20 protein-coding genes are annotated in these 20,577 nt (G+C 71.3%); 14 read left to right on the top strand and 6 right to left on the bottom strand.

The features are described from left to right. Positions 1-41: 41 nt before the first annotated feature. From ACBR40_RS22035 to ACBR40_RS22025, 3 genes are all read right to left on the bottom strand, one after another. Entirely contained in the window at positions 42-911 is an 870-nt protein-coding gene (locus ACBR40_RS22035) for a carbohydrate ABC transporter permease (RefSeq protein ID WP_344209746.1), read from the bottom strand. Then, positions 895-1,854, bottom strand: a complete 960-nt coding sequence (locus tag ACBR40_RS22030; protein ID WP_344209748.1) for a sugar ABC transporter permease — start codon at positions 1,852-1,854, stop codon at positions 895-897. Before ACBR40_RS22030 ends, ACBR40_RS22035 begins: the two co-directional genes overlap by 17 nt. A gap of 213 nt (positions 1,855-2,067) precedes the next feature. Then, complete coding sequence (locus ACBR40_RS22025) at positions 2,068-3,021, bottom strand: LacI family DNA-binding transcriptional regulator (RefSeq protein WP_344209750.1); 954 nt, start codon at positions 3,019-3,021, stop codon at positions 2,068-2,070. A 192-nt stretch (positions 3,022-3,213) separates the two neighbouring features. Between ACBR40_RS22025 and ACBR40_RS22020 the strand changes: the two genes are divergently transcribed. Genes ACBR40_RS22020 through ACBR40_RS22005 form a run of 4 tightly spaced genes read left to right on the top strand, consistent with a single transcriptional unit; the run spans position 3,214 to position 7,938 of the window. Further along, a complete protein-coding gene (locus ACBR40_RS22020; protein ID WP_371249958.1) occupies positions 3,214-4,107 on the top strand; it encodes an NAD-dependent epimerase/dehydratase family protein in 894 nt (297 codons plus the stop codon). Beyond that, a complete protein-coding gene (locus ACBR40_RS22015; protein ID WP_344209754.1) occupies positions 4,104-4,976 on the top strand; it encodes a 5-dehydro-4-deoxyglucarate dehydratase in 873 nt (290 codons plus the stop codon). Before ACBR40_RS22020 ends, ACBR40_RS22015 begins: the two co-directional genes overlap by 4 nt. Next, positions 4,973-6,025 carry a mandelate racemase/muconate lactonizing enzyme family protein gene (locus tag ACBR40_RS22010; protein ID WP_371249957.1) on the top strand — a complete coding sequence of 351 codons (1,053 nt, stop codon included), beginning with the start codon at positions 4,973-4,975 and terminating at the stop codon, positions 6,023-6,025. The genes ACBR40_RS22015 and ACBR40_RS22010 overlap by 4 nt, the downstream gene beginning before the upstream one ends. Further along, positions 6,025-7,938 (top strand): DUF6807 family protein, encoded by a 1,914-nt coding sequence (locus tag ACBR40_RS22005; RefSeq protein WP_371249956.1) that lies wholly within the window; start codon positions 6,025-6,027, stop codon positions 7,936-7,938. The genes ACBR40_RS22010 and ACBR40_RS22005 overlap by 1 nt, the downstream gene beginning before the upstream one ends. 50 nt (positions 7,939-7,988) lie before the next feature. On the opposite strand, the gene ACBR40_RS22000 is transcribed toward ACBR40_RS22005, so the two are convergent. Continuing rightward, positions 7,989-8,714 carry a TetR family transcriptional regulator gene (locus tag ACBR40_RS22000; protein ID WP_371249955.1) on the bottom strand — a complete coding sequence of 242 codons (726 nt, stop codon included), beginning with the start codon at positions 8,712-8,714 and terminating at the stop codon, positions 7,989-7,991. A gap of 89 nt (positions 8,715-8,803) precedes the next feature. Between ACBR40_RS22000 and ACBR40_RS21995 the strand changes: the two genes are divergently transcribed. The 10 genes from ACBR40_RS21995 to ACBR40_RS21950 all read left to right on the top strand — a co-directional run bounded on the left by ACBR40_RS21995 (position 8,804) and on the right by ACBR40_RS21950 (position 19,424). Then, positions 8,804-10,444 (top strand): ABC transporter substrate-binding protein, encoded by a 1,641-nt coding sequence (locus tag ACBR40_RS21995; protein ID WP_371249954.1) that lies wholly within the window; start codon positions 8,804-8,806, stop codon positions 10,442-10,444. Then, positions 10,441-11,379 carry an ABC transporter permease gene (locus ACBR40_RS21990; RefSeq protein ID WP_344209764.1) on the top strand — a complete coding sequence of 313 codons (939 nt, stop codon included), beginning with the start codon at positions 10,441-10,443 and terminating at the stop codon, positions 11,377-11,379. Before ACBR40_RS21995 ends, ACBR40_RS21990 begins: the two co-directional genes overlap by 4 nt. Then, positions 11,372-13,264 (top strand): dipeptide/oligopeptide/nickel ABC transporter permease/ATP-binding protein, encoded by a 1,893-nt coding sequence (locus tag ACBR40_RS21985; RefSeq protein ID WP_344209766.1) that lies wholly within the window; start codon positions 11,372-11,374, stop codon positions 13,262-13,264. Before ACBR40_RS21990 ends, ACBR40_RS21985 begins: the two co-directional genes overlap by 8 nt. Then, on the top strand, positions 13,254-14,228 hold the full coding sequence (locus ACBR40_RS21980; RefSeq protein ID WP_371249953.1) for an ABC transporter ATP-binding protein: 975 nt from the start codon (positions 13,254-13,256) through the stop codon (positions 14,226-14,228). Before ACBR40_RS21985 ends, ACBR40_RS21980 begins: the two co-directional genes overlap by 11 nt. 8 nt (positions 14,229-14,236) lie before the next feature. Then, positions 14,237-15,460, top strand: a complete 1,224-nt coding sequence (locus ACBR40_RS21975; RefSeq protein ID WP_344209770.1) for an acyl-CoA dehydrogenase family protein — start codon at positions 14,237-14,239, stop codon at positions 15,458-15,460. A 101-nt stretch (positions 15,461-15,561) separates the two neighbouring features. Continuing rightward, on the top strand, positions 15,562-16,104 hold the full coding sequence (locus ACBR40_RS21970; RefSeq protein ID WP_371249952.1) for an HdeD family acid-resistance protein: 543 nt from the start codon (positions 15,562-15,564) through the stop codon (positions 16,102-16,104). Positions 16,105-16,144: 40 nt separating this feature from the next. Continuing rightward, on the top strand, positions 16,145-16,999 hold the full coding sequence (locus ACBR40_RS21965) for an SDR family oxidoreductase (RefSeq protein WP_344209774.1): 855 nt from the start codon (positions 16,145-16,147) through the stop codon (positions 16,997-16,999). A gap of 79 nt (positions 17,000-17,078) precedes the next feature. Then, a complete protein-coding gene (locus ACBR40_RS21960; protein WP_344209776.1) occupies positions 17,079-17,432 on the top strand; it encodes a hypothetical protein in 354 nt (117 codons plus the stop codon). A gap of 11 nt (positions 17,433-17,443) precedes the next feature. Further along, the gene (locus ACBR40_RS21955; protein ID WP_371249951.1) at positions 17,444-18,262 is read left to right on the top strand and encodes a universal stress protein; all 819 of its coding nucleotides are present in this window, start codon (positions 17,444-17,446) and stop codon (positions 18,260-18,262) included. Between the two features lie 118 nt (positions 18,263-18,380). Then, a complete protein-coding gene (locus tag ACBR40_RS21950; RefSeq protein ID WP_344209780.1) occupies positions 18,381-19,424 on the top strand; it encodes a cellulose binding domain-containing protein in 1,044 nt (347 codons plus the stop codon). Positions 19,425-19,453: 29 nt separating this feature from the next. On the opposite strand, the gene ACBR40_RS21945 is transcribed toward ACBR40_RS21950, so the two are convergent. Beyond that, complete coding sequence (locus tag ACBR40_RS21945; RefSeq protein WP_344209782.1) at positions 19,454-20,119, bottom strand: AIM24 family protein; 666 nt, start codon at positions 20,117-20,119, stop codon at positions 19,454-19,456. A gap of 73 nt (positions 20,120-20,192) precedes the next feature. Next, positions 20,193-20,573, bottom strand: coding sequence for a response regulator (locus ACBR40_RS21940; protein ID WP_364449332.1), 381 nt, complete (start codon positions 20,571-20,573; stop codon positions 20,193-20,195). Positions 20,574-20,577: the final 4 nt, after the last annotated feature.

Below are 20,577 nucleotides of genomic sequence, written 5' to 3'. Positions count from 1 at the left end.
CCTCCTAGGGGGTGTTCGGTTGGGGGGTGGGGAGGAAAGGACTACTTCAGGCCGGTGGTGGCCACGCCGCGGATCAAGTACTTCTGGCCGACCAGGAAGAAACCGAAGATCGGCCCCAGCGCGAGGATCGACATGGCGAACATCGGCCCCCAGGACGAGTCGCTGCTGGCGTCCAGGAACGTACGCAGTGCCACCGGAACGGTGAAGTTGTCCGGATTGTTGAGGTAAAGAAGCTGGCTGAGGAAGTCGTTCCACGTCCAGATGAACGTGAAGATCGCGGTCGTGGCCAGGGCCGGCAGGCAGAGCGGCATGACGACCCTGAGATAGATCCGCCAGTATCCCGCCCCATCGATCTCGGCCGCCTCGTCCAGTTCTCTGGGCAGTGTACGGATGAACTGCACCATCAGGAAGACGAAGAACGCGTCCGTCGCCAGCACCTTCGGCATCACCAGCGGCCAGATGGTGTTGATCAGGTCGAGCTCGGAGAACATGATGTACTGCGGCACGATCACCACGTGGTGCGGCAGCATGATCGTGCCCAGCATGAGGGCGAACCAGAGCTTCTTCAGCGGGAAGTTCAGCCGGGCGAAGGCGTACGCGGCCAGCGAGCAGGCCACCAGGTTCGCCACCACCGACAGCGCGGTGATCACGGCCGAGTTCCACAGGTAGTAGCCGAAGGGGTGCTTGAGCGCGTACCAGCCCTCGGTGTAGTTCTCCAGCGTGACCGTGCTGGGCAGCAGGCCGGGCTCCCGGAAGATCAGCTCCTCCGGCTTGAGCGAGCTGGAGATCATCCAGAGCAGCGGGTACAACATGACCAGGCCGAAGCCGATCAGCAGCACGTGCTTGACCAGCGGTCCGCCCTTGAGCGGGCGGAACAGGACCGGGACCGGCCGCCTACTTGTCGTCGCCATAGAAGACCCAATACTTGGAAGCGAGGAAGTTCACCCCGGTGAGGGCGGCGATGATGAGCAGCAGGACCCACGCCATAGCGGCGGCGTAGCCCATGTCGTAGCTCTTGAAGCCCTTGAGGTAGAGGTAGAGGGTGTAGAACAGCGTCGAGTCGGCCGGGCCGCCCTTGCCGTTGCTCACGATGAAGGCCTGCGTGAACGACTGGAACGACTTGATGATCTCCAGCACGAGGTTGAAGAAGATGATCGGCGTCAGCAGCGGCATCGTGATCGACTTGAACTGGCGGAACACGCCCGCGCCGTCGACCGACGCCGCCTCGTAGTAGCTCGACGGGATCTGGCGCAGGCCGGCCAGGAAGATGATCATCGGGGCGCCGAACGTCCAGACGTGCAGGAGGATCAGCGTGCCGAGGGCGGTGTCGGGGTCGCCCACCCAGCCCTGGCCCTCGATGCCGAAGATCCCGAGCACCGCGTTGACCAGGCCGTCCGCGCCGAACACCTTCCGCCACAGGATGGCGATGGCGACGCTGCCGCCCAGCAGGGAGGGCAGGTAGAAGATCGAGCGGTAGAACGACAGGCCGCGCAGTCCGCGGTCGAGCACCAGTGCCAGTGCGAGGGCGAAGGCCAACTGCAGCGGGACCGAGACGACGACGTAGATGGTGGTCACCTTGAGCGAGGCGATGAACCTCGGGTCCTCGGTGAACATCCTGACGTAGTTGTCCAGCCCGATCCACTTGGCCTCCTGGAGGAGGCTGTAGTCGGTGAAGGAGAGGTAGAGAGAGGCGAAGATCGGACCGATCGTGATGACGAGCAGGCCGACGAACCAGGGCGCCAGGAAGAGGTAGGCGGCCCGCGCCTCGCGGCGGGAACGTTGGGTGGAGCGGTGACCGCCCTGCGCGGGTGGACTCGCCGCCTTCCGGGGCTTCACCGCCACCGAGTCAGCCATGACGGAACTCATTCGTCATCACGGACCTTCCGGCGAAATGTGAATGGATAGCGCTTTCCTATAGCTGCCGGGAAAGTTACGTCAACCCTTTGCAGGCGTTACATAGCCGTTACCGATATATCGCCACGGCGTTTCCCCTGGTGACACGGGTGCCCTCCGGAGAAGTCAGACGAATTTACTTCTGGGTTAGTACAACCGGTTGCAGCAGGCACGCTATCGTGGCGCTGCCGTCGAGTCCCTGACGACCAGCCTGGTCTCCAGCGACGTCGTGGCGGCCACCTCCTGGATGAGCAGGTCGACCGCCAACCGTCCTGCGGCTGCCGTCGGCATCGCCACGGTGGTGAGCTTGGGCCGATTGAGCCGTCCTGGAACGATATCGTCGATTCCCACCACGGAGACGTCCGCCGGCACCTCCAGCCCGAGATCGCCGAGCCCCTCGATCAGCCCGATGGCCACGAGGTCGTTGTAGGCGAGCACGCCGGTCACCCCCGACTCGCGCACCCGCTCGGCGGCGCCGAAGCCGCCCCGCTCGGTCGGCGCGTTCGGCCCGATGACCACCAGCTCGACGCCGCGCACCTGCTCGGCGGCGGTGCGGATCTCGTCGCTCGTCCACGAGCCGGCCGGCCCCGTCACCAGCGCCACACGGCGGTGCCCGAGCCCGGCCAGGTGCTCGACCGCGAGCCTCGCCCCGTGCCCGACGTCCATCAGCACGGTGGCCGCGCCGCGCAGCCGCCGGTTGATCACCACGAACGGCACCCGCTCGGCCAGCCGCTCCAGCACCTTGTTGGACGAGCGCGGGCTGCACAGCACCACGCCGTCCACCTGTTTGGAGAACGCCTGGATCAGCTCCTCCTCGGCGGCCGGCTCCTCGTCGGTGTCGGCCACGAACAGGTGGTAGTCGCGCTGCCTGGCGGCCGCGTGCGCCGCTTTGATCAGCGGCGGGAAGAACGGGTTGGCGATGTCGGCCACGATGAGCCCGAGGTTGTGCGTACGCCCGGTCGTGAGCGCCCGCGCCGCCCGGTTGGGGCGGTATCCCAGCTCCTCGGCCACCGTCAGCACCCTGCTACGGGTGGCGGCGTTGACCATGTGGGGCGCGGAGAACGTCCGCGACACCGTGGACACATGCACGCCGGACGCCCGGGCCACATCACGAATCGTCACTGTCACAAAGGTTCACCCTAACGCAACCGCTTGCAGAACCCATGGGTACGCTGAAAGCGCTTGCCGGTCCACCCCATGCCCGGGTCGGCCGGAAACCCCCTGGTAGCACCAGCGCCACGAAATCCCCTCTTGACGCCCCGGCCCTGGGGACACAAAGGTTTAGTGCAACTGTTTGCAGTCTTGAAGGAGCCCCTCACGGTGAGCAGAGTCCTCGTCACCGGAAGCGCAGGACGCCTCGGCCGCAGTGTGGTCGCCACGCTGGCGGCGGCCGGGCACGAGGTCATCGGCGTCGACAGCGCCCCCGGGACACCGGCGGAGGCCGCGGCCGTCTTACCGGCCGACCTCACCGAAACGGGAGAGGCGTTCGAGGTCGTCGCGCGTTTCCGCCCCCAGTCGGTGATCCACCTCGCGGCCATCGCCACGCCGTTCAGCCGCCCCGAGTCGGTGATCTTCAAGGTCAACACGCAGCTCGCGTTCAACGTGTGCGAGGCCGCGGTGACGCTCGGCGTGCGGAACGTGGTGATCGCCAGCAGCCCCACGGTGATCGGCTACGGGGCGCCGGGCGGATGGGCGCCGGCGTACCTGCCGATCGACGAGGAGCACCCGGTGCGGCCCTGGAACGCGTACAACCTGTCCAAGGTGGCCGCCGAGCAGACCATGAAGACGTTCGCCGAGGCCGGCACCACGCACTTCGCCGCCATCCGGCCGTGCTTCGTCATCGCCCCCGAGGAGTGGGCCGGCGCCCCCACGCAGTCGGGCCACACGCTCACCGAGCGGCTGGACCGGCCCGAGCTGGGCGGGGTGTCGCTGTTCAACTACGTGGACGCCCGCGACGCCGCCGAGTTCACCGGCGTGCTCATCGAGGCGCTGCCCGAGCTGCCCAACGGTGAGGTGTTCTTCGTCGGCGCCGCCGACGCCCTCGCCAGGGAGCCGCTGGCCGAGCTGCTTCCCCAGGTGGTGCCGGGCACCGAACCCTACGCGGCGGGGCTCACCGGCTCCTCCCCCGCCTTCTCGACCACCAAGGCAGAGCGTCTGCTCGGCTGGCAGGCCAAGCGGAGCTGGCGAACCGAGCTCAAGGAAGACTCAGAATGAATCTCAGCGGTGTGCTGTTCTTCCCCGTCACCCCCTTCGACGCCGAGGGCGGGCTCGCCGAGGAGGTGCTGGCCGAGCACATCAGGCAGGGCCTGGAGCACGGGCCGGGCGGCGTGTTCGCCGCCTGCGGCACCGGCGAGTTCTCCGCGCTCTCCGAGGCCGAGCACGAGCGCGTGATCCGGGTGGCGGCCGACGTGGTGCGCGGGCGGGTGCCGCTGTTCGCGGGCGCGGGCGGGCCGCTCGGCGCGGCGCTCAGCCAGGCGCGGGCCGCGCGGGCGGCCGGGGCCGACGGGCTGCTGCTCATGCCGCCCTACCTGGCGCAGGGGCCGGGGCACGGCTTCCGCGCGTACGTCGAGGCGGTCGCGGCCGAGCTGCCGGTGATCGTCTACCAGCGCGGCTCGGTGGTGCTGGAGCCGGAGGCCGTGGTCGAGCTGGCCGGCGTCCCCGGCGTGATCGGGCTCAAGGACGGGCTCGGCGACATCGACCGCATGCAGCGGACCGTGCTCGCGGTGCGCGAGACGTACCCGGACTTCCTGTTCTTCAACGGGCTGCCGACCGCCGAGCTGACCATGCCCGCCTACCGGGGCATCGGCGTGGAGCTCTACTCCAGCGCGGTGTTCGCGTTCGCGCCGGAGATCGCGAAGGCGTACCTGAACGGCGACGAGCGGCTGCTCACCGAGTTCTACGCCCCCCTCGTCCGGCTGCGCGGCAAGGTCCCCGGCTACGCGGTCGCCCTGGTCAAGGCCGGCGTACGGCTGCGCGGCCTGGACGCGGGCCCGGTCCGCCCGCCGCTCGTGGACGTCACCGAGGAGCACCTGGCGGAGCTGGAGGCGCTGATCAAGAGCGGCCTGGAGCTGGCGGCGTCATGACGGTCGCCGACCTGCGCACCGAGCTGCGCACCGCCCCGCTCCCCCGCCCGTGGGGCGCCGACGTGCCGGCCAACCACGTGATCGTCACCCACGTCACGCTCAAGGACGGCCGCACCGGCGCCGGGTTCGCGTGGACGCCGCAGATCGGCGCGCACGCCGTACGGGCGCTGCTCGACCACGACCTGCGCGAGGCGCTGATCGGCCTGCCCCCGCACCCGGAGGTGGTGTGGGACCGGCTCTGGCGGCATACGCGCGAGGCCGGACCCGGCGGGATCACCACGATCGCGCTGGCCGGGATCGACCTCGCCCTGTGGGACCTGCGCTGCGGCGAGGCCGCCCTGCCCGACGTGCTCGGCCGGCGGCGCGACGAGGTGCCGGTCTACGGCAGCGGCGTCAACCTGCACTACTCGCTGGAGGAGCTGGTCGAGCAGGCCCGCCGCTGGACGGCCGCCGGGCTCCGGGGCGTCAAGATCAAGGTGGGCCGGCCCGACCTGGCCGAGGACGTCGCCAGGGTCGCGGCCGTCCGCGAGGTCATCGGCCCCGACCGGCTGCTGATGATCGACGCCAACCAGCGCTGGGACCTGCACCGCGCCCGGCGGGCCATCGCCGCGCTGCGGGAGTTCGGCCTGCACTGGATCGAGGAGCCGCTGCCCGCCGACGACGTGGCCGCGCACGTGGAGCTGCGCCGCTCCATCGACGTGCCGATCGCCGTCGGCGAGAACGTCTACACCACCTACGGCTTCCGCGACCTGCTCGCCGCCGGGGCCTGCGACGTCGTGCAGCCGAACGTGGTCAGGGTCGGCGGCATCACGCCGTTCCTGCGGATCGCCGAGCTGGCGAGGACGTACGACGTCCCTGTCTACCCGCACCTGCTGAGCGAGCTGTCCGGGCAGCTCGCGCTGGCCCTGCCGCTGCCGGCCATGGCCGAGGACGTGGAGGACGCCTCCTTCGCGGCACTCGGGCTGCTGCGGGAGCCGTACCCGGTGGAGGTGTCCGGTGGAATGCTGCGCGCCGGCGGGCACGCCGGACTCGGACTGAGGTGGTCGTGATGGAGAAGGTCGTTCTCGCCGGGGCCAACGGGCACGGCCGGCACCACCTGGGCAACCTGCGCGCCCTGGCCGCCCAGGGGCTGGTCGAGCTGGTCGGGATCTGCGACGTGCGGCCGGTCGAGGTCGACTTCGGCACGCCGCTGCAGTCGCCCGACCTGGGCGAGCTGATCGAGAAGACCGGCGCGGAGTTCACGATCATCTGCACGCCGATCCACACGCACGCCGACCTCGCGGTGACCGCGCTCCGCGCCGGCTCCCACGTGCTGCTGGAGAAGCCCCCGGCACCGAGCCCGGAGGAGCACCGGCGGATCGCGGCGGCGGTCGAGGAGACCGGGCGGGCGCTCCAGGTCGGCTTCCAGTCGCTCGGCTCGGCGGCCGTCCCCGCGCTGCGCGAGCTGATCGCGAGCGGCGCGCTCGGCACCGTGCGCGGCATCGGCGGCGCGGGCGCGTGGGAGCGGCCGGCGGCGTACTTCACCCGCTCGGCCTGGGCCGGCAAGCGCCGGCTGAACGGCGTGGACGTCGTGGACGGGGCGCTCACCAACCCGTTCGCGCACGCCGTCGCCACCGCGCTGGCGCTCACCGACAGCGGCGTCGCCGGCATCGAGACCGAGCTCTACCACGCCAACCCGATCGAGTCGGACGACACCTCCTGTGTACGGATCCGGCTCGACGACGGGCTGACGATCACGATCGCGGTGTCGCTGTGCGCGGCCGAGCGGCACGAGCCGTACCTCGTCGTGCACGGCGACCGGGGCCGCGCCACGCTCGTCTACACCCAGGACCAGCTCCGGGTCGAGCACGCCGACGGCTCGGTCACCACCACCGTCCACGAGCGCGCCGGCCTGCTGGAGAACCTGATCGACCACGTCAGGACGGGTGCCGAGCTGCTGGTGCCGCTGGCCCGCACCGAGGCGTTCACCCAGGTCCTGGACGCCGTGCGGCGGGCCCCCGAGCCGCTGCCGATCCCCGAGCGGCACCAGGTGGCCGAGCGGGACGCGGCGGGCGAGGTCGTCCGCAGGCTGCTGCCCGGCATCGCCGAGCTGACCGCCCGCAGCGCGGACGAGCTGGCGCTCTACTCCGAGCTGGACGCGCCGTGGTCGCGGGTGAACCTGCTGGTCGATGGCGCGGAGGTGGCCGCGTACGAGATCCGGCCCGACCTGCCCGCCACCGACTCGCCCCGGCCCTACCTGCACCGGGTGCGCACGCTCGGCGGCGTCGAGGTCACCGAGGTGCGGCCCGAGGACCACGTGCACCACCTGGGCGCGGGCGTGGCGATCTCGGACCTCGGCGGGGTGAACTTCTGGGGCGGGCGCACGTACGTCAAGGACCAGGGGCCGACCTGGCTCGACGACCACGGCACGCAGCGGCACCGGGCCTTCACCCGGCTCGCCGACGACGGCTTCACGGAGGAGCTGGAGTGGGCGGGCCCGCACGGGCGGGTCGTGGCGCGCGAGGAGCGCGTCGTCGCCGCCCGGTCGCTGGGGGACGGCGCCTGGGCGCTGGACTTCGCGTTCACGCTGACGAACCTCACCGGGGCGCCCGTCGAGGTCAACAGCTCGGCCACCAAGGGGCGCGCGGGGGCGGGGTACGGCGGCTTCTTCTGGCGCGCGCCCGGCACGTCCACGGACCGGGCGACGCTCCCGGGCGGCGAGGAGGCCGTGCACGGGAGCCGGGACAGGTGGGTGGCGCTGTCCGGCACCGACCCGGACGGGCGGGACTGGACGCTGGTGTTCGTCCAGGACGACGGGGACGCCTGGTTCGTGCGCAACACGGAGTATCCGGGGGTGGGACAGGCGCTGGCCTGGGACCGGCCGCTGGTCGTCGAGGAACGGCTGAGCCGTAGGGTCGTCACGATCGTCGCCGACGGCCGCCTGACCGCCGACCAGGCCGCAGCCCTCGCCGCCCAGGTCTGACCCACGCCCCTCGCCGTCCGTCGGCCCCGGCGCTCGCCGCCCTTCGCCCCCTACCCGCCGGCTTCGGGGTCGGCGGGCGCGGGGCGGTGGGGGTCGGCGGGCTCCGGCCGGTTGGCGGGCTCCGGCCGATCAGGGTGGCGGGGGGTGGTGGACTCGTGGCGGAGGAGGCGGAGGGCGCCGCGGGACAGGGCCGTCAGGATGTCGGCGCACTCGTCCAGGTCGGGGTAGCGGCCCTCCAGATGGCCGATGGCGAGGGCGTTGGTGGCGGCGTTGATGCCCTCGGCGATCATCTCCAGCCGCCGCCGGTCCCGCTCGTCGTCGGCGGTGTAGCCGAGCGCGGCCAGGTCGGCGGCGTGATGGTCGCGGTAGGCCGCCGCCGTCCGCACCGCGAAGTCCCGCAGCGACGACGACGGGTCGTGCCGCGCCCGCAGCTGGATGCGCAGCAGCTCGGGATGCCGGCAGCTCGCCTCCAGCGGGATGCGGAAGGTCTCGCGGTGCCGGTCGAGGTCGCCGGGCTCCTCGCGGGCCTTGCGCCGGGCCTCGCGCATCGCGCCGCGCAGCCGTTCGCCGCCCTCCTCGGCCAGCACCCGCAGCAGCTCCTGCATGTCCTTGAAGTGCACGTAGAAGCTGGACTGGGCGATCCCGGCCGCCTTGGCGACCTTGACGGTGCTCAGTCCCGCCTCGCCCTCCTGGTCGAGGATCGCGAGCGCGGCCCGGATCAGCCGCCGCCGGGTCTGGTCCTTCGCCTCGCTCCTGCTGAGCGGCGGTGTCGTCATCACGCGGTCCTCTAGGGTCTTGTGCGATTTTTCACCGATAGTACTATCGGTGAAATTGCTCTCGGGGGACGATCCGGGAGGAGGCGTGAATGAAACGCTGGAGAACGCCGGCCACGCTGTTACTGGCCACGGCCGTGCTGCTGGCCTGCAGCGGCCAACGCCCGGTCGCCGGCCCGCAGGGCGGGGCCTCCTCGGCGGCCCAGTCGGCGGCGTCGTCGGGGCCGGCGCAGGGCGGCCGGCTGGTGTACGGGCTGAGCGCCGACGCCAACGGGTTCAACCCGGTGACCGACCAGTTCGCGGCGCAGAGCTACAGCATGGTCACCACGATCATCGAGCCGCTGGTGGCGGTGGCCGCCGACGGGAGCTGGAAGCCGTACCTGGCGGAGTCGGTCACCCCCAACGACACGTACGACGAGTGGACCATCAAGGTCAGGTCCGGCATCGCGTTCACCGACGGCATCCGGCTGACCGGTGACATCGTCAAGGCCAACCTGGAGGCGCAGAAGGCGTCGCCGCTGACCGCGGCGGTGTTCGTGCCCATCAAGTCGTTCGAGCTGGCCGACCCGATGACGGTCAAGGTCAAGCTGTCGCAGCCGTGGGTGGCCTTCCCCTACTACCTGACCACCCAGACCGGCATGATCGTCCCGCCCGCCTCGCTCGCCGACCCCAAGACGGCCAGCCTCAAACCGGTCGGCACCGGGCCGTTCCTGTTCAAGGAGTACGTGCCGGACAACCGCATGGTCGTCGTCAAGAACCCGCACTACTGGCGGAACGGGCTCCCGTACCTGGACGAGATCGAGTTCCGCATCCTGCCCGACAGCCAGACCCGCGCGCAGACCCTGGAGGCCGGCGGCATCGACGTCATCGGCACCTCCCGGGACGAGGACCTGACCAAGTTCGGCGCCATGAAGGACGCCTACAGCGTGCACCGGGCCGAGGGCATGGCGGTCGCCGAGTACTTCTTCCTGCTCAACACCGCCGTGGCGCCGCTCGACGACGTACGCGTGCGCAAGGCGCTCGCCCACGCCACCGACCGCAGGACGGTGATCTCGACCCTGCGCGGCGGGCTGACCGAGCCGGCCGACGGCCCGTGGTCGAAGGACTCCCCCTGGTACGCCGCCGGCGGCTACCCCGACTACGACCTCGCCAAGGCCACGGCCCTGGTCAAGGAGGTCGAGGCGGAGAAGGGCCCGATCCGCTTCGAGCTGATCTCCACCCCCGACCCGAACACCATGCAGGGCGTCGAGCTGGCCCAGGACATGTGGCGCAAGGCCGGCATCGAGGTGTCGATCAAGCAGGCCGACCAGGCCGACCTGATCAACCGCGCGATCACCGGCGGCTACCAGGCGACCGTGTGGACGCAGTTCTCCGCCCAGGACCCCGACGGCGAGTACATCTGGATGCACCAGGCGTACGCCAAGCCGGTCGGCGCGATCTCGCTCAACATGACCAGGCTCAAGGACGACAAGCTCAGCAAGGCCCTCGACGTCGGCCGGATCAGCCCGGACGAGGCCACCCGCAAGCAGGCGTACGCGACCGTGCAGGAGCGCCTGCGCGAGCTGGTCCCGTACGTGTTCGTCGACCATCTCAACACCGGTGCGATCATCGCCAGGTCGCGCGTGCAGGGCATCGGCGAGCACACCCTGCCGGACGGCGAGAAGGGGCTGCCGCTGACCGGCTCGCCCATCCCCTACCACCCGTTCACGCAGATCTGGGTCACCCAGCGGTGATCGTCGTCCACCGGCTGGTCCGGCTCCTGATCGTGCTGCTCGCGGTCACCTTCCTGTCGTACGCGCTGCTCAACCTGCTGCCCGGCGATCCGGTCACGCAGATCCTGGGCCTGTCGGCGACGGAGGAGGCCCGCGCGCAGGTGCGCCAGGAGCTGGGCCTCGACCAGCCGCTGCTGGTGCGCTATCTCGACTGGCTGGGCGGGATCGCGACCGGCGACTTCGGCACCTCCTACATCACCAGGATGCCGGTCGCCGCCGAGCTGGCCGAACGCCTTCCCGTCACGCTGGAGCTGCTGGTCGCGGCGCAGGTCATCGCGCTCGGCCTGGCGATCCCGATCGGCGTGGCCGCCGCCCGCCGCGCCGGCCGGGCCCTCGACCAGGCGCTCACCGCCCTCAGTTTCGCGCTGCTGTCCACGCCCGTGTTCGTGCTCGGCGTGCTGCTCATCCTGGTCTTCGCGGTGACCTGGCAGGTCGTGCCGGCGACCGGGTGGACGCCGATCTCGCTCGACCTGGGGTGGAACCTGACGTCGGTGATCCTGCCGGCGGTCACGCTGGGCTGCGGGCAGCTCGCGGTGTACGCGCGGCTGCTGCGTACGGACCTGATCGCCACCCTCCAGGAGGACTACATCACGCTCGCCCGCGCCCGCGGGCTGTCGCCGCGCCGCATCCTGTGGCGGCATGCGCTGCGCCCGTCCGCCATCACGCTCATCACCGCCGTCGGGCTCAACCTGGGCGCGCTCATCGGCGGCGCGGTCATCATCGAGACCCTCTTCGGGCTGCCCGGCGTCGGGCGGCTCATCGTCGACTCCATCTTCTCCCGGGACTACCTGGCCGTTCAGGGAGGCGTCGTGCTGATCTCGGTCGGCTACGTGGCCATCAACGTCGCGGTGGACCTCGTGTACGCCGCCGTGGACCCCAGGATCCGTCGTGCGTAGGGGCCGGCTGAGCACCCGCCTCGGGCTGGGCTTCTGGCTGGCGACCGGATGGATCCTGCTGGTGCTGCTGGCCGCGCTGCTGGCGGACGTGCTGCCGCTGGCCCGCTACGACGAGACGCTGGCCGGCCCGCCCCGCTCCGGGCCCTCGCCCGCGCACCCCTTCGGCACCGACGGGCTCGGCCGCGACGTGCTGAGCCGGGTGGTGTACGGGGCCCGCGTCTCGCTCGGCGTCGGCCTCGGCGCGGTGCTGCTCGGGCTCGCCATCGGCGCGCCGCTCGGGCTGCTCGCCGGCTACCGCAGGAAGGCCGCCGACGCGGTGATCATGGCGTTGAACGACGTGGCGCAGGCGTTCCCCGCGCTCGTCTTCGCCCTCGCCGTGGTGGCGTTCGCGGGCGCGAGCCTGCGCAACGTGATCATCGTGCTGGGCGTGCTCGGCGTGCCGTCGTGGGTGCGGCTCGTCCGCGGGTCCACGCTCACCTACGCCGGGCGGGAGTTCGTGCTGGCCGCCCGGGTGCTCGGCGCCCGCGACCGGCGCATCCTGTGGCGCGAGGTCGTGCCTAACGTCGCCGTGCCGGCCTCCTCCTACGCGTTCATCGGCATGGCCGTGGTCATCGTCGCCGAGGGCAGCCTGGCCTTCCTCGGCCTGTCGGTCCAGGCGCCCACGCCGACCTGGGGCGGCCTCATCAACGAGGGCCGCACCATCATGGAGGACGCCCCCAACGTGGTCCTCGCGCCGTCGGTCGTGATGTTCCTGACCGTGCTGTCGTTCAACCTGGTCGGCGACCGGCTGCGGGCACTGACCGACGTGCGGGAGATCGGCCTGGAGCCGGTGCGGCAGGCGGTCGCCGCCGTCCCCGCGCCCGCCGCGCCGCACCCGGTGCGGGACTGCCTCCTCCAGGCCGAGGACGTGCGGACGCACTTCGTCACCCCGCGCGGCCTGGTCAAGGCCGTGGACGGCGTCTCCTTCACGCTGGAACGCGGCCGGACGCTCGCCGTCGTCGGCGAGTCCGGGTCGGGCAAGTCCATGCTCATCCGGTCGATCCTCGGCCTGCTGCCCGGCACGGCGGTGCGCGGCGGCACCGTCTACCTGTCCGGCGACGACCTGACCGCCCGCTCGCCCGCCGAGATGCGCTCGGTGCTCGGGCCGCGTCTCGGGACCGTCTTCCAGGACCCGATGACCGCGCTCAACCCGGTGCGGACCATCGGCGCCCAGGTGACCGAGCCGCTGCGGGTGCACCTGCGCATGGGCCGGCGGCAGGCGCGCGAGGAGGCCGTACGGCTGCTGGCCTCGGTCGGCATCCCCGATCCCGCCCGCACGCTGCGCCGCTACCCGCACCAGCTCTCCGGCGGGATGCGGCAGCGGGTGACGATCGCGATGGCGCTGTCGTGCGGGCCCGACGTGCTGTTCGCCGACGAGCCGACGACCGCGCTCGACGTCACCATCCAGGACCAGGTGCTGCGGCTGCTGCACCGGCTGCGCGAGGAGCGCGACATGGCCGTGGTGCTGGTCAGCCACGACCTGTCGGTGGTCGCGCGCTGGGCGGACGAGGTCGTCGTCATGTACGCGGGGCGGGTGGTCGAGCGGGGGCCGGCGGCCGAGGTGTTCGGCCGGCCGCGCATGCCGTACACGGAGGCCCTGCTCCAGGCCGCGCCCCGGCTCACCGACCCGGCGCACCACCGGCTCCGGGTCATCTCCGGCCGGCCGCCCGACCTCGCCGACCTGCCGGCCGGGTGCGCGTTCCGCGCGCGGTGCGCGTACGCCGGGGACCGCTGCGCCGCCGAGCAGCCGCCGCTGACGGAGGCGGAGGGGCGCGCGTACGCGTGCTGGCACCCGCTCCCCATGACCGGGACCTCTCTGGAAGGGACGCACGCCGATGGCCGGTAGCGGGAACGCGCACCTGCGCCCTCGTGACGAGGTGCTGCTGCGGGTGGAGGATCTGGTCGTGGAGTTCCCCGCGGGCCGCGCCGGCCGTACGGTGAGCGCCGTCGCCGGGGTCAGCTTCGACCTGCGGAGGGGCGAGACGCTCGGCATCGTCGGCGAGTCCGGGTGCGGCAAGTCGAGCGCGGCCCGCGCCCTGGTGCAGTTGCCGCCGCCGCGCTCGGGCTCGGTGCTGCTGGACGGCCAGGAGCTGACCGCCCTGCGTGGCGAGGCCCTGCGCCGGACCCGCCGGCGGCTCCAGATGATCTTCCAGGACCCGATCTCCTCGCTCAACCCGCGCCGCCGCGTCCGCGACATCGTCGGCGAGGGCCCTCACGTGTGGCGGCTGCCCGGCGACCGGGTGGACGAGGTGCTGGAGGCGGTCGGCCTCGACCCGGGGACGGCGGCGGAGCGCCGGCCGCACGAGTTCTCGGGCGGGCAGTGCCAGCGCATCTCCATCGCCCGCGCCCTGATCCTGGAGCCCGAGGTGGTGATCTGCGACGAGCCGGTGTCGGCGCTGGACGTGTCGGTGCAGGCGCAGATACTCAACCTGCTGGAGGACCTCAAGGCGCGCTACCGGCTGACGCTCGTGTTCATCGCCCACGACCTGGCCGTGGTGAAGAACGTGAGCGACCGCGTCATGGTGATGTACCTGGGCAAGGTGTGCGAGCTGGCGCCGGGCGAGGATCTCATCTCGCGGCCCGCGCACCCGTACACCCGGGCCTTGATCGCCTCCATCCCGAGCAGCGATCGGCCGGCGGAGACCCTCATCACCGGAGAGCCGCCCTCCCCCGTCGACCCGCCCTCCGGCTGCCGCTTCCGTACGCGCTGCCCGCGCGCCACGGACCGCTGCTCGCTGGAGGAGCCCCAGATCCGGCAGATCGGCGAAGACCACTGGCTGGCCTGCCACAACCCCGCACCGAACCACTGAGAGGCGACATGGCCATCGACTTCACCCTCGCCCCCGAGCACGAGGAGATCCGCAAGCGGGTCCGCTCGTTCATCCAGGGCACCGTCATCCCCGCCATGGAGGAGGTCCAGGAAGGCGACCGGGACGCCTACCTGCGCGCCATCTTCCGGCTCCGCTCCCAGGCGAAGGCCGAGGGCCTGTGGCTTCCGCACATGCCCAAGGAGTGGGGCGGCATGGGATTGGGACACGTCGAGCTGGCCATGGTGCAGTCGGAGGCGGCCAAGACCCGCATCGGCCCGTGGGTGCTCAACTGCCAGGCCCCTGACGAGGGCAACATGCACACCCTGCTGCACTGGGCGACCGACGAGCAGAAGGAGAAGTACCTTCGCCCGCTGCTGGAGGGCACCCAGATGTCCTGCTTCGCGATGACCGAGCCCGAGGTCGCCGGCTCCGACCCGACCCTCATCCGGACGACCGCCGTGCGGGACGGCGACGAATGGGTGATCAACGGTCACAAATGGTTCATCTCCAACGCCCGCCGGGCCAGCTTCGCCATCCTCGTCGCCCGCACCGAGCAGGACGTCCCCGAGGGCACCCGGGGCGCCACCACCGCCTTCCTCGTGGACCTGCCCAACCCCGGCTGGAAGGACGTCCGCGAGGTCGAGACCATGCACGGCTCGACCGGGCACAGCGAGATCGTCATCGAGGACCTCCGACTGCCGGACAGCGCCGTACTCGGCGGCCGGGGCAACGGCCACCGCCTGGGGCAGTACCGGCTCGGGCCGGCCCGCCTCGCCCACTGCATGCGCTGGATCTCCCAGGCGGAGACGGCCCTGGACATGATGGTGGACCGGGCGCTCAACCGCTACAGCCACGGCTCGCTACTCGCCGAGAAGCAGGGCGTCCAGTGGCTGATCGCCGACTCGGCGATGGAGCTCTACCAGTGCAAGCTGATGGTCCTGCACGCCGCATCCAAGATCGACAAGGGCGAGGACTTCCGTACGGAGGTCTCGATGGCCAAGCACTTCGTGGCGGGCAGCCTCAACCGGATCGTGGACCGCGCCATCCAGGTCCACGGCGCGCTGGGCTACTCGACGGACACGCCGCTGGCGGACATGTTCCAGCACGCCCGCTGGGCCCGCTTCGCCGACGGCGCCGACGAGATCCACCAGATGCGCATCGCCGAGCGCACCATCGCCGCCTACCAGGCCACCGGCTCCACCAGCTCCGCCACCGGCGGCCTGCCCATCTGACCCCGCCCTGCCGGCGGCCCTCCGGGGCCGCCGGATTCGTCTTCATGGGCAAGGTCGTCGTTACCGTGTGACAGTGGGCGGTTCCGGGCAGTAATCGCACTATGATCGACGATTTCCTGGGCCACTGGTGGGCCCTGGCGCTGCGCGGGGTGCTCGCCCTGATCTTCGGCATCCTGGCCGTCGCCTGGCCGGGGATCACCCTGCTGGTGCTCGCCGTCGTGTTCGGCGCGTACGCGTTCGTGGACGGCGTCCTCGCCGGCGTCGCCGCCACCCGCGCCACCAAGGGGCGGCGCGCCCCGCTGATCCTGCTGGCCGTCGCCGGGGTGATCTTCGGCATCCTGTGCCTGATCTGGCCCGGCGTGACGGTGCTGGTCGTCACGCTGCTCATCGGGATCTGGGCCATCGTGACCGGCATCGCGGAGATCATCGCCGCGATCAGGATGCGCCACGAGATCCGGGGCGAGTGGCTGCACGTCCTCGCCGGCGCGCTGTCGGTGCTGTTCGGCGTGCTGGTGCTGACGTGGCCGGCGACCGGGGCGCTCACCATCGCGCTGCTCATCGGCGTCTACGCCATCCTGGCCGGGATCGCGCTGATCGTCCTGGCCTTCCGGATGCGGCGGCTGCGGACGCACGCCGCGGCCTGAGGCGCGTTAGGCGGTCCGCCCCACGGGCAGACCGCTCAGCATGCCGGAAACCACACCACCACAGCAGAACCAGCAGTACCCCGGCCGTACGGGCGAGATGTCCCCGGAGCCACGCGACGAGATGCGCGACTACGTCGGCCGGAACCTGCTGGAAGGCAAGAAGGCGCTGATCACCGGAGGCGACTCCGGCATCGGCAGGGCCGTCGCGGTCGCCTTCGCGAAGGAGGGCGCCGACGTCGCGATCGCGTACCTGAGCGAGCACGAGGACGCCGCCCACACCCGCAAGCTGGTCGAGGAGGCCGGCCGCCGCTGCGTGCTGCTGCCGGGCGACCTCGCGGACGCGGCGCACTGCGGCTCGGTCGTCGCGCAGGCGGTGTCCGAGCTGGGCGGGCTGGACGTCCTGGTCAACAACGTGGCCTACCAGGCGCCGGTGGACGGCCTGGAGGAGCTGTCCGACGAGCAGTGGGAGCACACGTTCGCGGTCAACATCCACAGCTACTTCCGCGTCACCAAGGCCGCGCTCCCCCACCTGCGCGAGGGCAGCGCGATCATCAACACGTCCTCGATCAACGGGCTGCGCGGCAACAAGACGCTCATCGACTACGCCGCCACCAAGGGCGCGATCAACGCGTTCACCTACTCCATGGCCCAGAACCTGACGGAACGCGGCATCAGGGTCAACGCCGTCGCGCCGGGCCCCGTCTGGACGCCGCTGATCCCGGCGACGATGCCGGAGGGCAAGGTGGAGAAGTTCGGCGAGCAGGTGCCCATGGGGCGGGCCGCCGACCCGGACGAGATCGCCCCCTCGTACGTCTTCTTCGCCGCCAACCGCATGTCGTCGTACTACACCGGCGAGGTTCTCGCCCCGATCGGCGGCGAGACGCTGCCGGGCTGAGCCCGTCCTCGCGGGCTCCGCCGGGAGCCCGCGAGGTTTGCCGATCGCCCACGGCGGTACGGTCCCCATCAGGGGGAACATGAAGAAGATCGCCGCTGTAGCAGGGCTCGTGGTGGTGACCGTGATGGGTGGTCCCGCCGCCGTGGGTGACGGCACCACGCAGCAGGAAGTCAGCCGAGAGCAGTATCGGACCCTGGTCTCCCAATGCCGTTACGCCGACACGGCGAAGGCGCGGGCGCGCTGCCGTGCCGAGGTCGAAGAGCTGTACCGCGTCGGCCGGACGGACAAATCGCTCGACTGCCGGACCTACTCCGGCATCACGGTGTGCGGCAAGCTCAGGCTCAGCAAGGCCGAGCGCCAGTGCGTACGGGACTCCGTCCGGCAGGGCCTGCCGTACCGGCGGGCCGAGGTCGAGTGCTACGCCCTGTCATGATCCTCGTCGGGGTGGACGGTTCGCGGACCGGGCTGGAGGCCGCCGCGTGGGCCGGGGCCGAGGCGGCGCTGCGCCGTACACCGCTGACCGTGGCCCACGCCGTCGCCCGCTGGGTGGCCGAGAACGACAGCGGTCGCTACGCCGAGGTCGGCCGGTGGCTGCGTGAGGGCGGCGCGACCGTGCTCGCGGCGGCCGAGGACCGGGTGCGGAGGGAGAACCCGTACGTCGAGCTGCACACCGAGCTGCTGCCCGGCGATCCGCGCGCCGCGCTCGTCGAGGCCGCCGCGGACGCCGAGCTGCTGGTCGTGGGCAGCCGGGGGATCGGCGGCATTCGAGGGCTGCTGGTCGGGTCCGTGGCGCACGGGGTGGCCGCGCACGCCCGTACGGACGTGGTGCTGGTGCCGGCCCGGCCTGCGACAGGGACACGCGGTGAGATCGTGGCCGGCGTCGACGGCTCCCCTCATGGGCTGCGGGCGCTGGACTTCGCCCTGACCGAGGCGGGCCGGCGCGGCGTGCCGCTGCGGGCGGTGCACGGGTGGGCCTGGCCGCAGGTCACCGGGTTCGGCCCGGCCGACCCCGACAGCGAGCAGGACGTGCTGCGCGAGCTGCGGACGCTGGTGGCGGAGCGGCACGAGCGGCATCCGGGCGTCACGGTCGTGACGGAGGTCGTCCACGGCCATCCGGTCGAGGTGCTCAAGGAGGCGGCGGCGGGGGCGGACCTGCTCGTGGTCGGCTCACGCGGGCGCTCCTCCTTCGCCGGGCTGATCCTCGGCTCGGTCAGCCAGGCCCTGCTCCATCACGCTCCGTGCCCGCTCGCCGTCGTCCGCTGAAAGTTACATGCTTCTCTGCGGCAACGCCGCAGGTCGCGGCTCCTTGACCGGTTAGCCGCTTTCCGTCGTACGGACGCGCTCTTACGATCGGCGCCAGACGACGACGGGAGAGCGGACGATGCGGAAGACCAGCGGTGCGCTGGCGGCGTTCCTGGCCCTGGCCGCGGTGGTGATGTACCTGACCGCCACGCCGGCCAGCGCGGCCGCCATCAGGATCATGCCCCTGGGAGACTCGATCACGGGGTCGCCGGGCTGCTGGCGAGCACTGCTCTGGAACAAGTTACAGAGCACCGGCTACACCGACATCGACTTCGTCGGCACGCTGCCGCCCCAGGGCTGCGGGGTCGCCCACGACGGCGACAACGAGGGCCACGGCGGCTACCTGGCCACGAACGTGGCCAACCAGAACCTGTTGCCGGGCTGGCTCTCCGCCACCAGGCCCGACATCGTCATGATGCACTTCGGCACCAACGACGTGTGGAGCAACATTCCGCCGGCGACGATCCTCGGCGCGTTCACCACGCTGGTGAACCAGATGCGGGCCAGCAACCCCGCCATGAAGATCCTGGTCGCCAAGATCATTCCGATGAACCCGTCAAGTTGCGCCGAGTGCGGCCAGCGCGCGCTGAACTTCAACAACGCCATCCCCGCCTGGGCCGCGTCCACCTCGACCGCGCAGTCTCCCGTCACCGTGGTCGACCAGTGGACCGGCTTCAACACGGCCACCGACACCTACGACGGGGTGCACCCGAACGCGGCCGGCGACCAGAAGATGTCGGACAAGTGGTATCCGGCGCTGGTGAACGCCCTGTCCGGCGTCACCCCGACCCCGACCATCACCCCGACCGTGACCCCCACCACGAGCGGCGGCTGCACCGCCACCTACCGGAACGCCGGCCAGTGGCAGGGCGGCTTCCAGGGCGAGGTCACCGTCAAGAACACCGGCACGACGCCGATGACCGGCTGGACCGTCCGCTGGACGTTCGCGAACGGCCAGCAGGTCACCCAGATCTGGGGCGGCACGCTGAGCGCGAGCGGCGCGAACGTCACCGTGCGCAACGAGAGCTGGAACGGCTCGCTCGCACCCGGCGCGTCCACCACGTTCGGCTTCCTGGGCTCCTCCAGCGGCACCAACACCGCCCCCAGCCCCACCTGCTCCTGACCGTCCCCGCCGGTGGCCCGGCAGGTCGCTCAGGACGTGGCCTTCACCACCGGCGGGCCCTCACTGGCCTGCACCAGCACGAACCCCTGCCCTCTGAACGCGAGCTGCATGGCCTCCCCGCTCCCCCGCCCGATGAGCGCACCCATCTTGACCGTACGGTTCACGCCCACCTCAAGCTGCGTGCTCCAGCACACGGCCGACTGCGCGTCCGCGTACGTCGGCATGCGCGCCGCGTCGAGCAGCACCGGCTCGCCGTGCGTGGTCACCGCCACCCACCCGGTGCCCGTGACGGTCGTGTTGAACAGCCCGCCGGCCGCCATCCCGGCGCCCTGAACCCGCTTGATGTCCCAGGCGAGCGACGGCTGGAAGGCCAGCAGGTTCCGCCCGTTGACCGTGAGCCCCTCGTTCTCCAGGTAGAACAGGTGGATGTCGTCGGCGTTGTCCGCGAGATACAGCAGCCCCTGGCCGCGCACCCGCATCAGCGCGGCCCCTTCGCCCGTCACCGCCTTCTTCAGCAGCTTTCCGAGCCCGCCGCCCTCGTAGTCGAAGTCCATCTGCCCCTGGAAGGCCACCATGGACCCCTGCTTGGCCAGCACCTCGGAGGGCAGCTCGACCCGCAGCATCTTGCCGTTCTGCAGGACGAACCCGCCAGGCAGCCCCTGCCCCTCCAAATTGCCGAACACCGAGCTCCGCACGCCTCGAACCCCCCGCCACTCCGGACTGTTGCCGCCAGCGTACGGAACAATCCGGGCATGCGCGCACGGCGGATCAGCTCCTGGCGGCCAGCTCCCGCACGACCTCGATCAGCTCCGCCGGGTCGAACGGCTTCGTGAGGTAGGCGTCCACCCCGATCCCCAGCCCGCGCCGCCGGTCGTCGTCCTGCGCCCGCGCCGTGACCAGCACCACCCTGATGTGGCTGGTGTCCGGCTCCGCCCGCAACTTCTCGGCCGTGGACCAGCCGTCCAGGCGCGGCATCATGACGTCGAGCGTGATGACATCCGGTTTGACGTCCCGTACCCGATCCAGGCAGTCCTGCCCGTCGGTGGCGGTCTCCACCTCGAACCCCTCAAGGTTGAGGTTGACCGCGATGAGCTGCCGGATGACCTCGTCGTCATCAACGACCAGTACTTTCCCAAGAACCTCGGCCACGGCC

The sequence above is a fragment of the Nonomuraea sp. AD125B genome (assembly GCF_041402765.1).
Lineage (GTDB): Bacteria > Actinomycetota > Actinomycetes > Streptosporangiales > Streptosporangiaceae > Nonomuraea > Nonomuraea bangladeshensis.
Note: the sequence above shows the minus strand (reverse complement) of the source record. Positions and strands in the feature narration are given on the sequence as shown.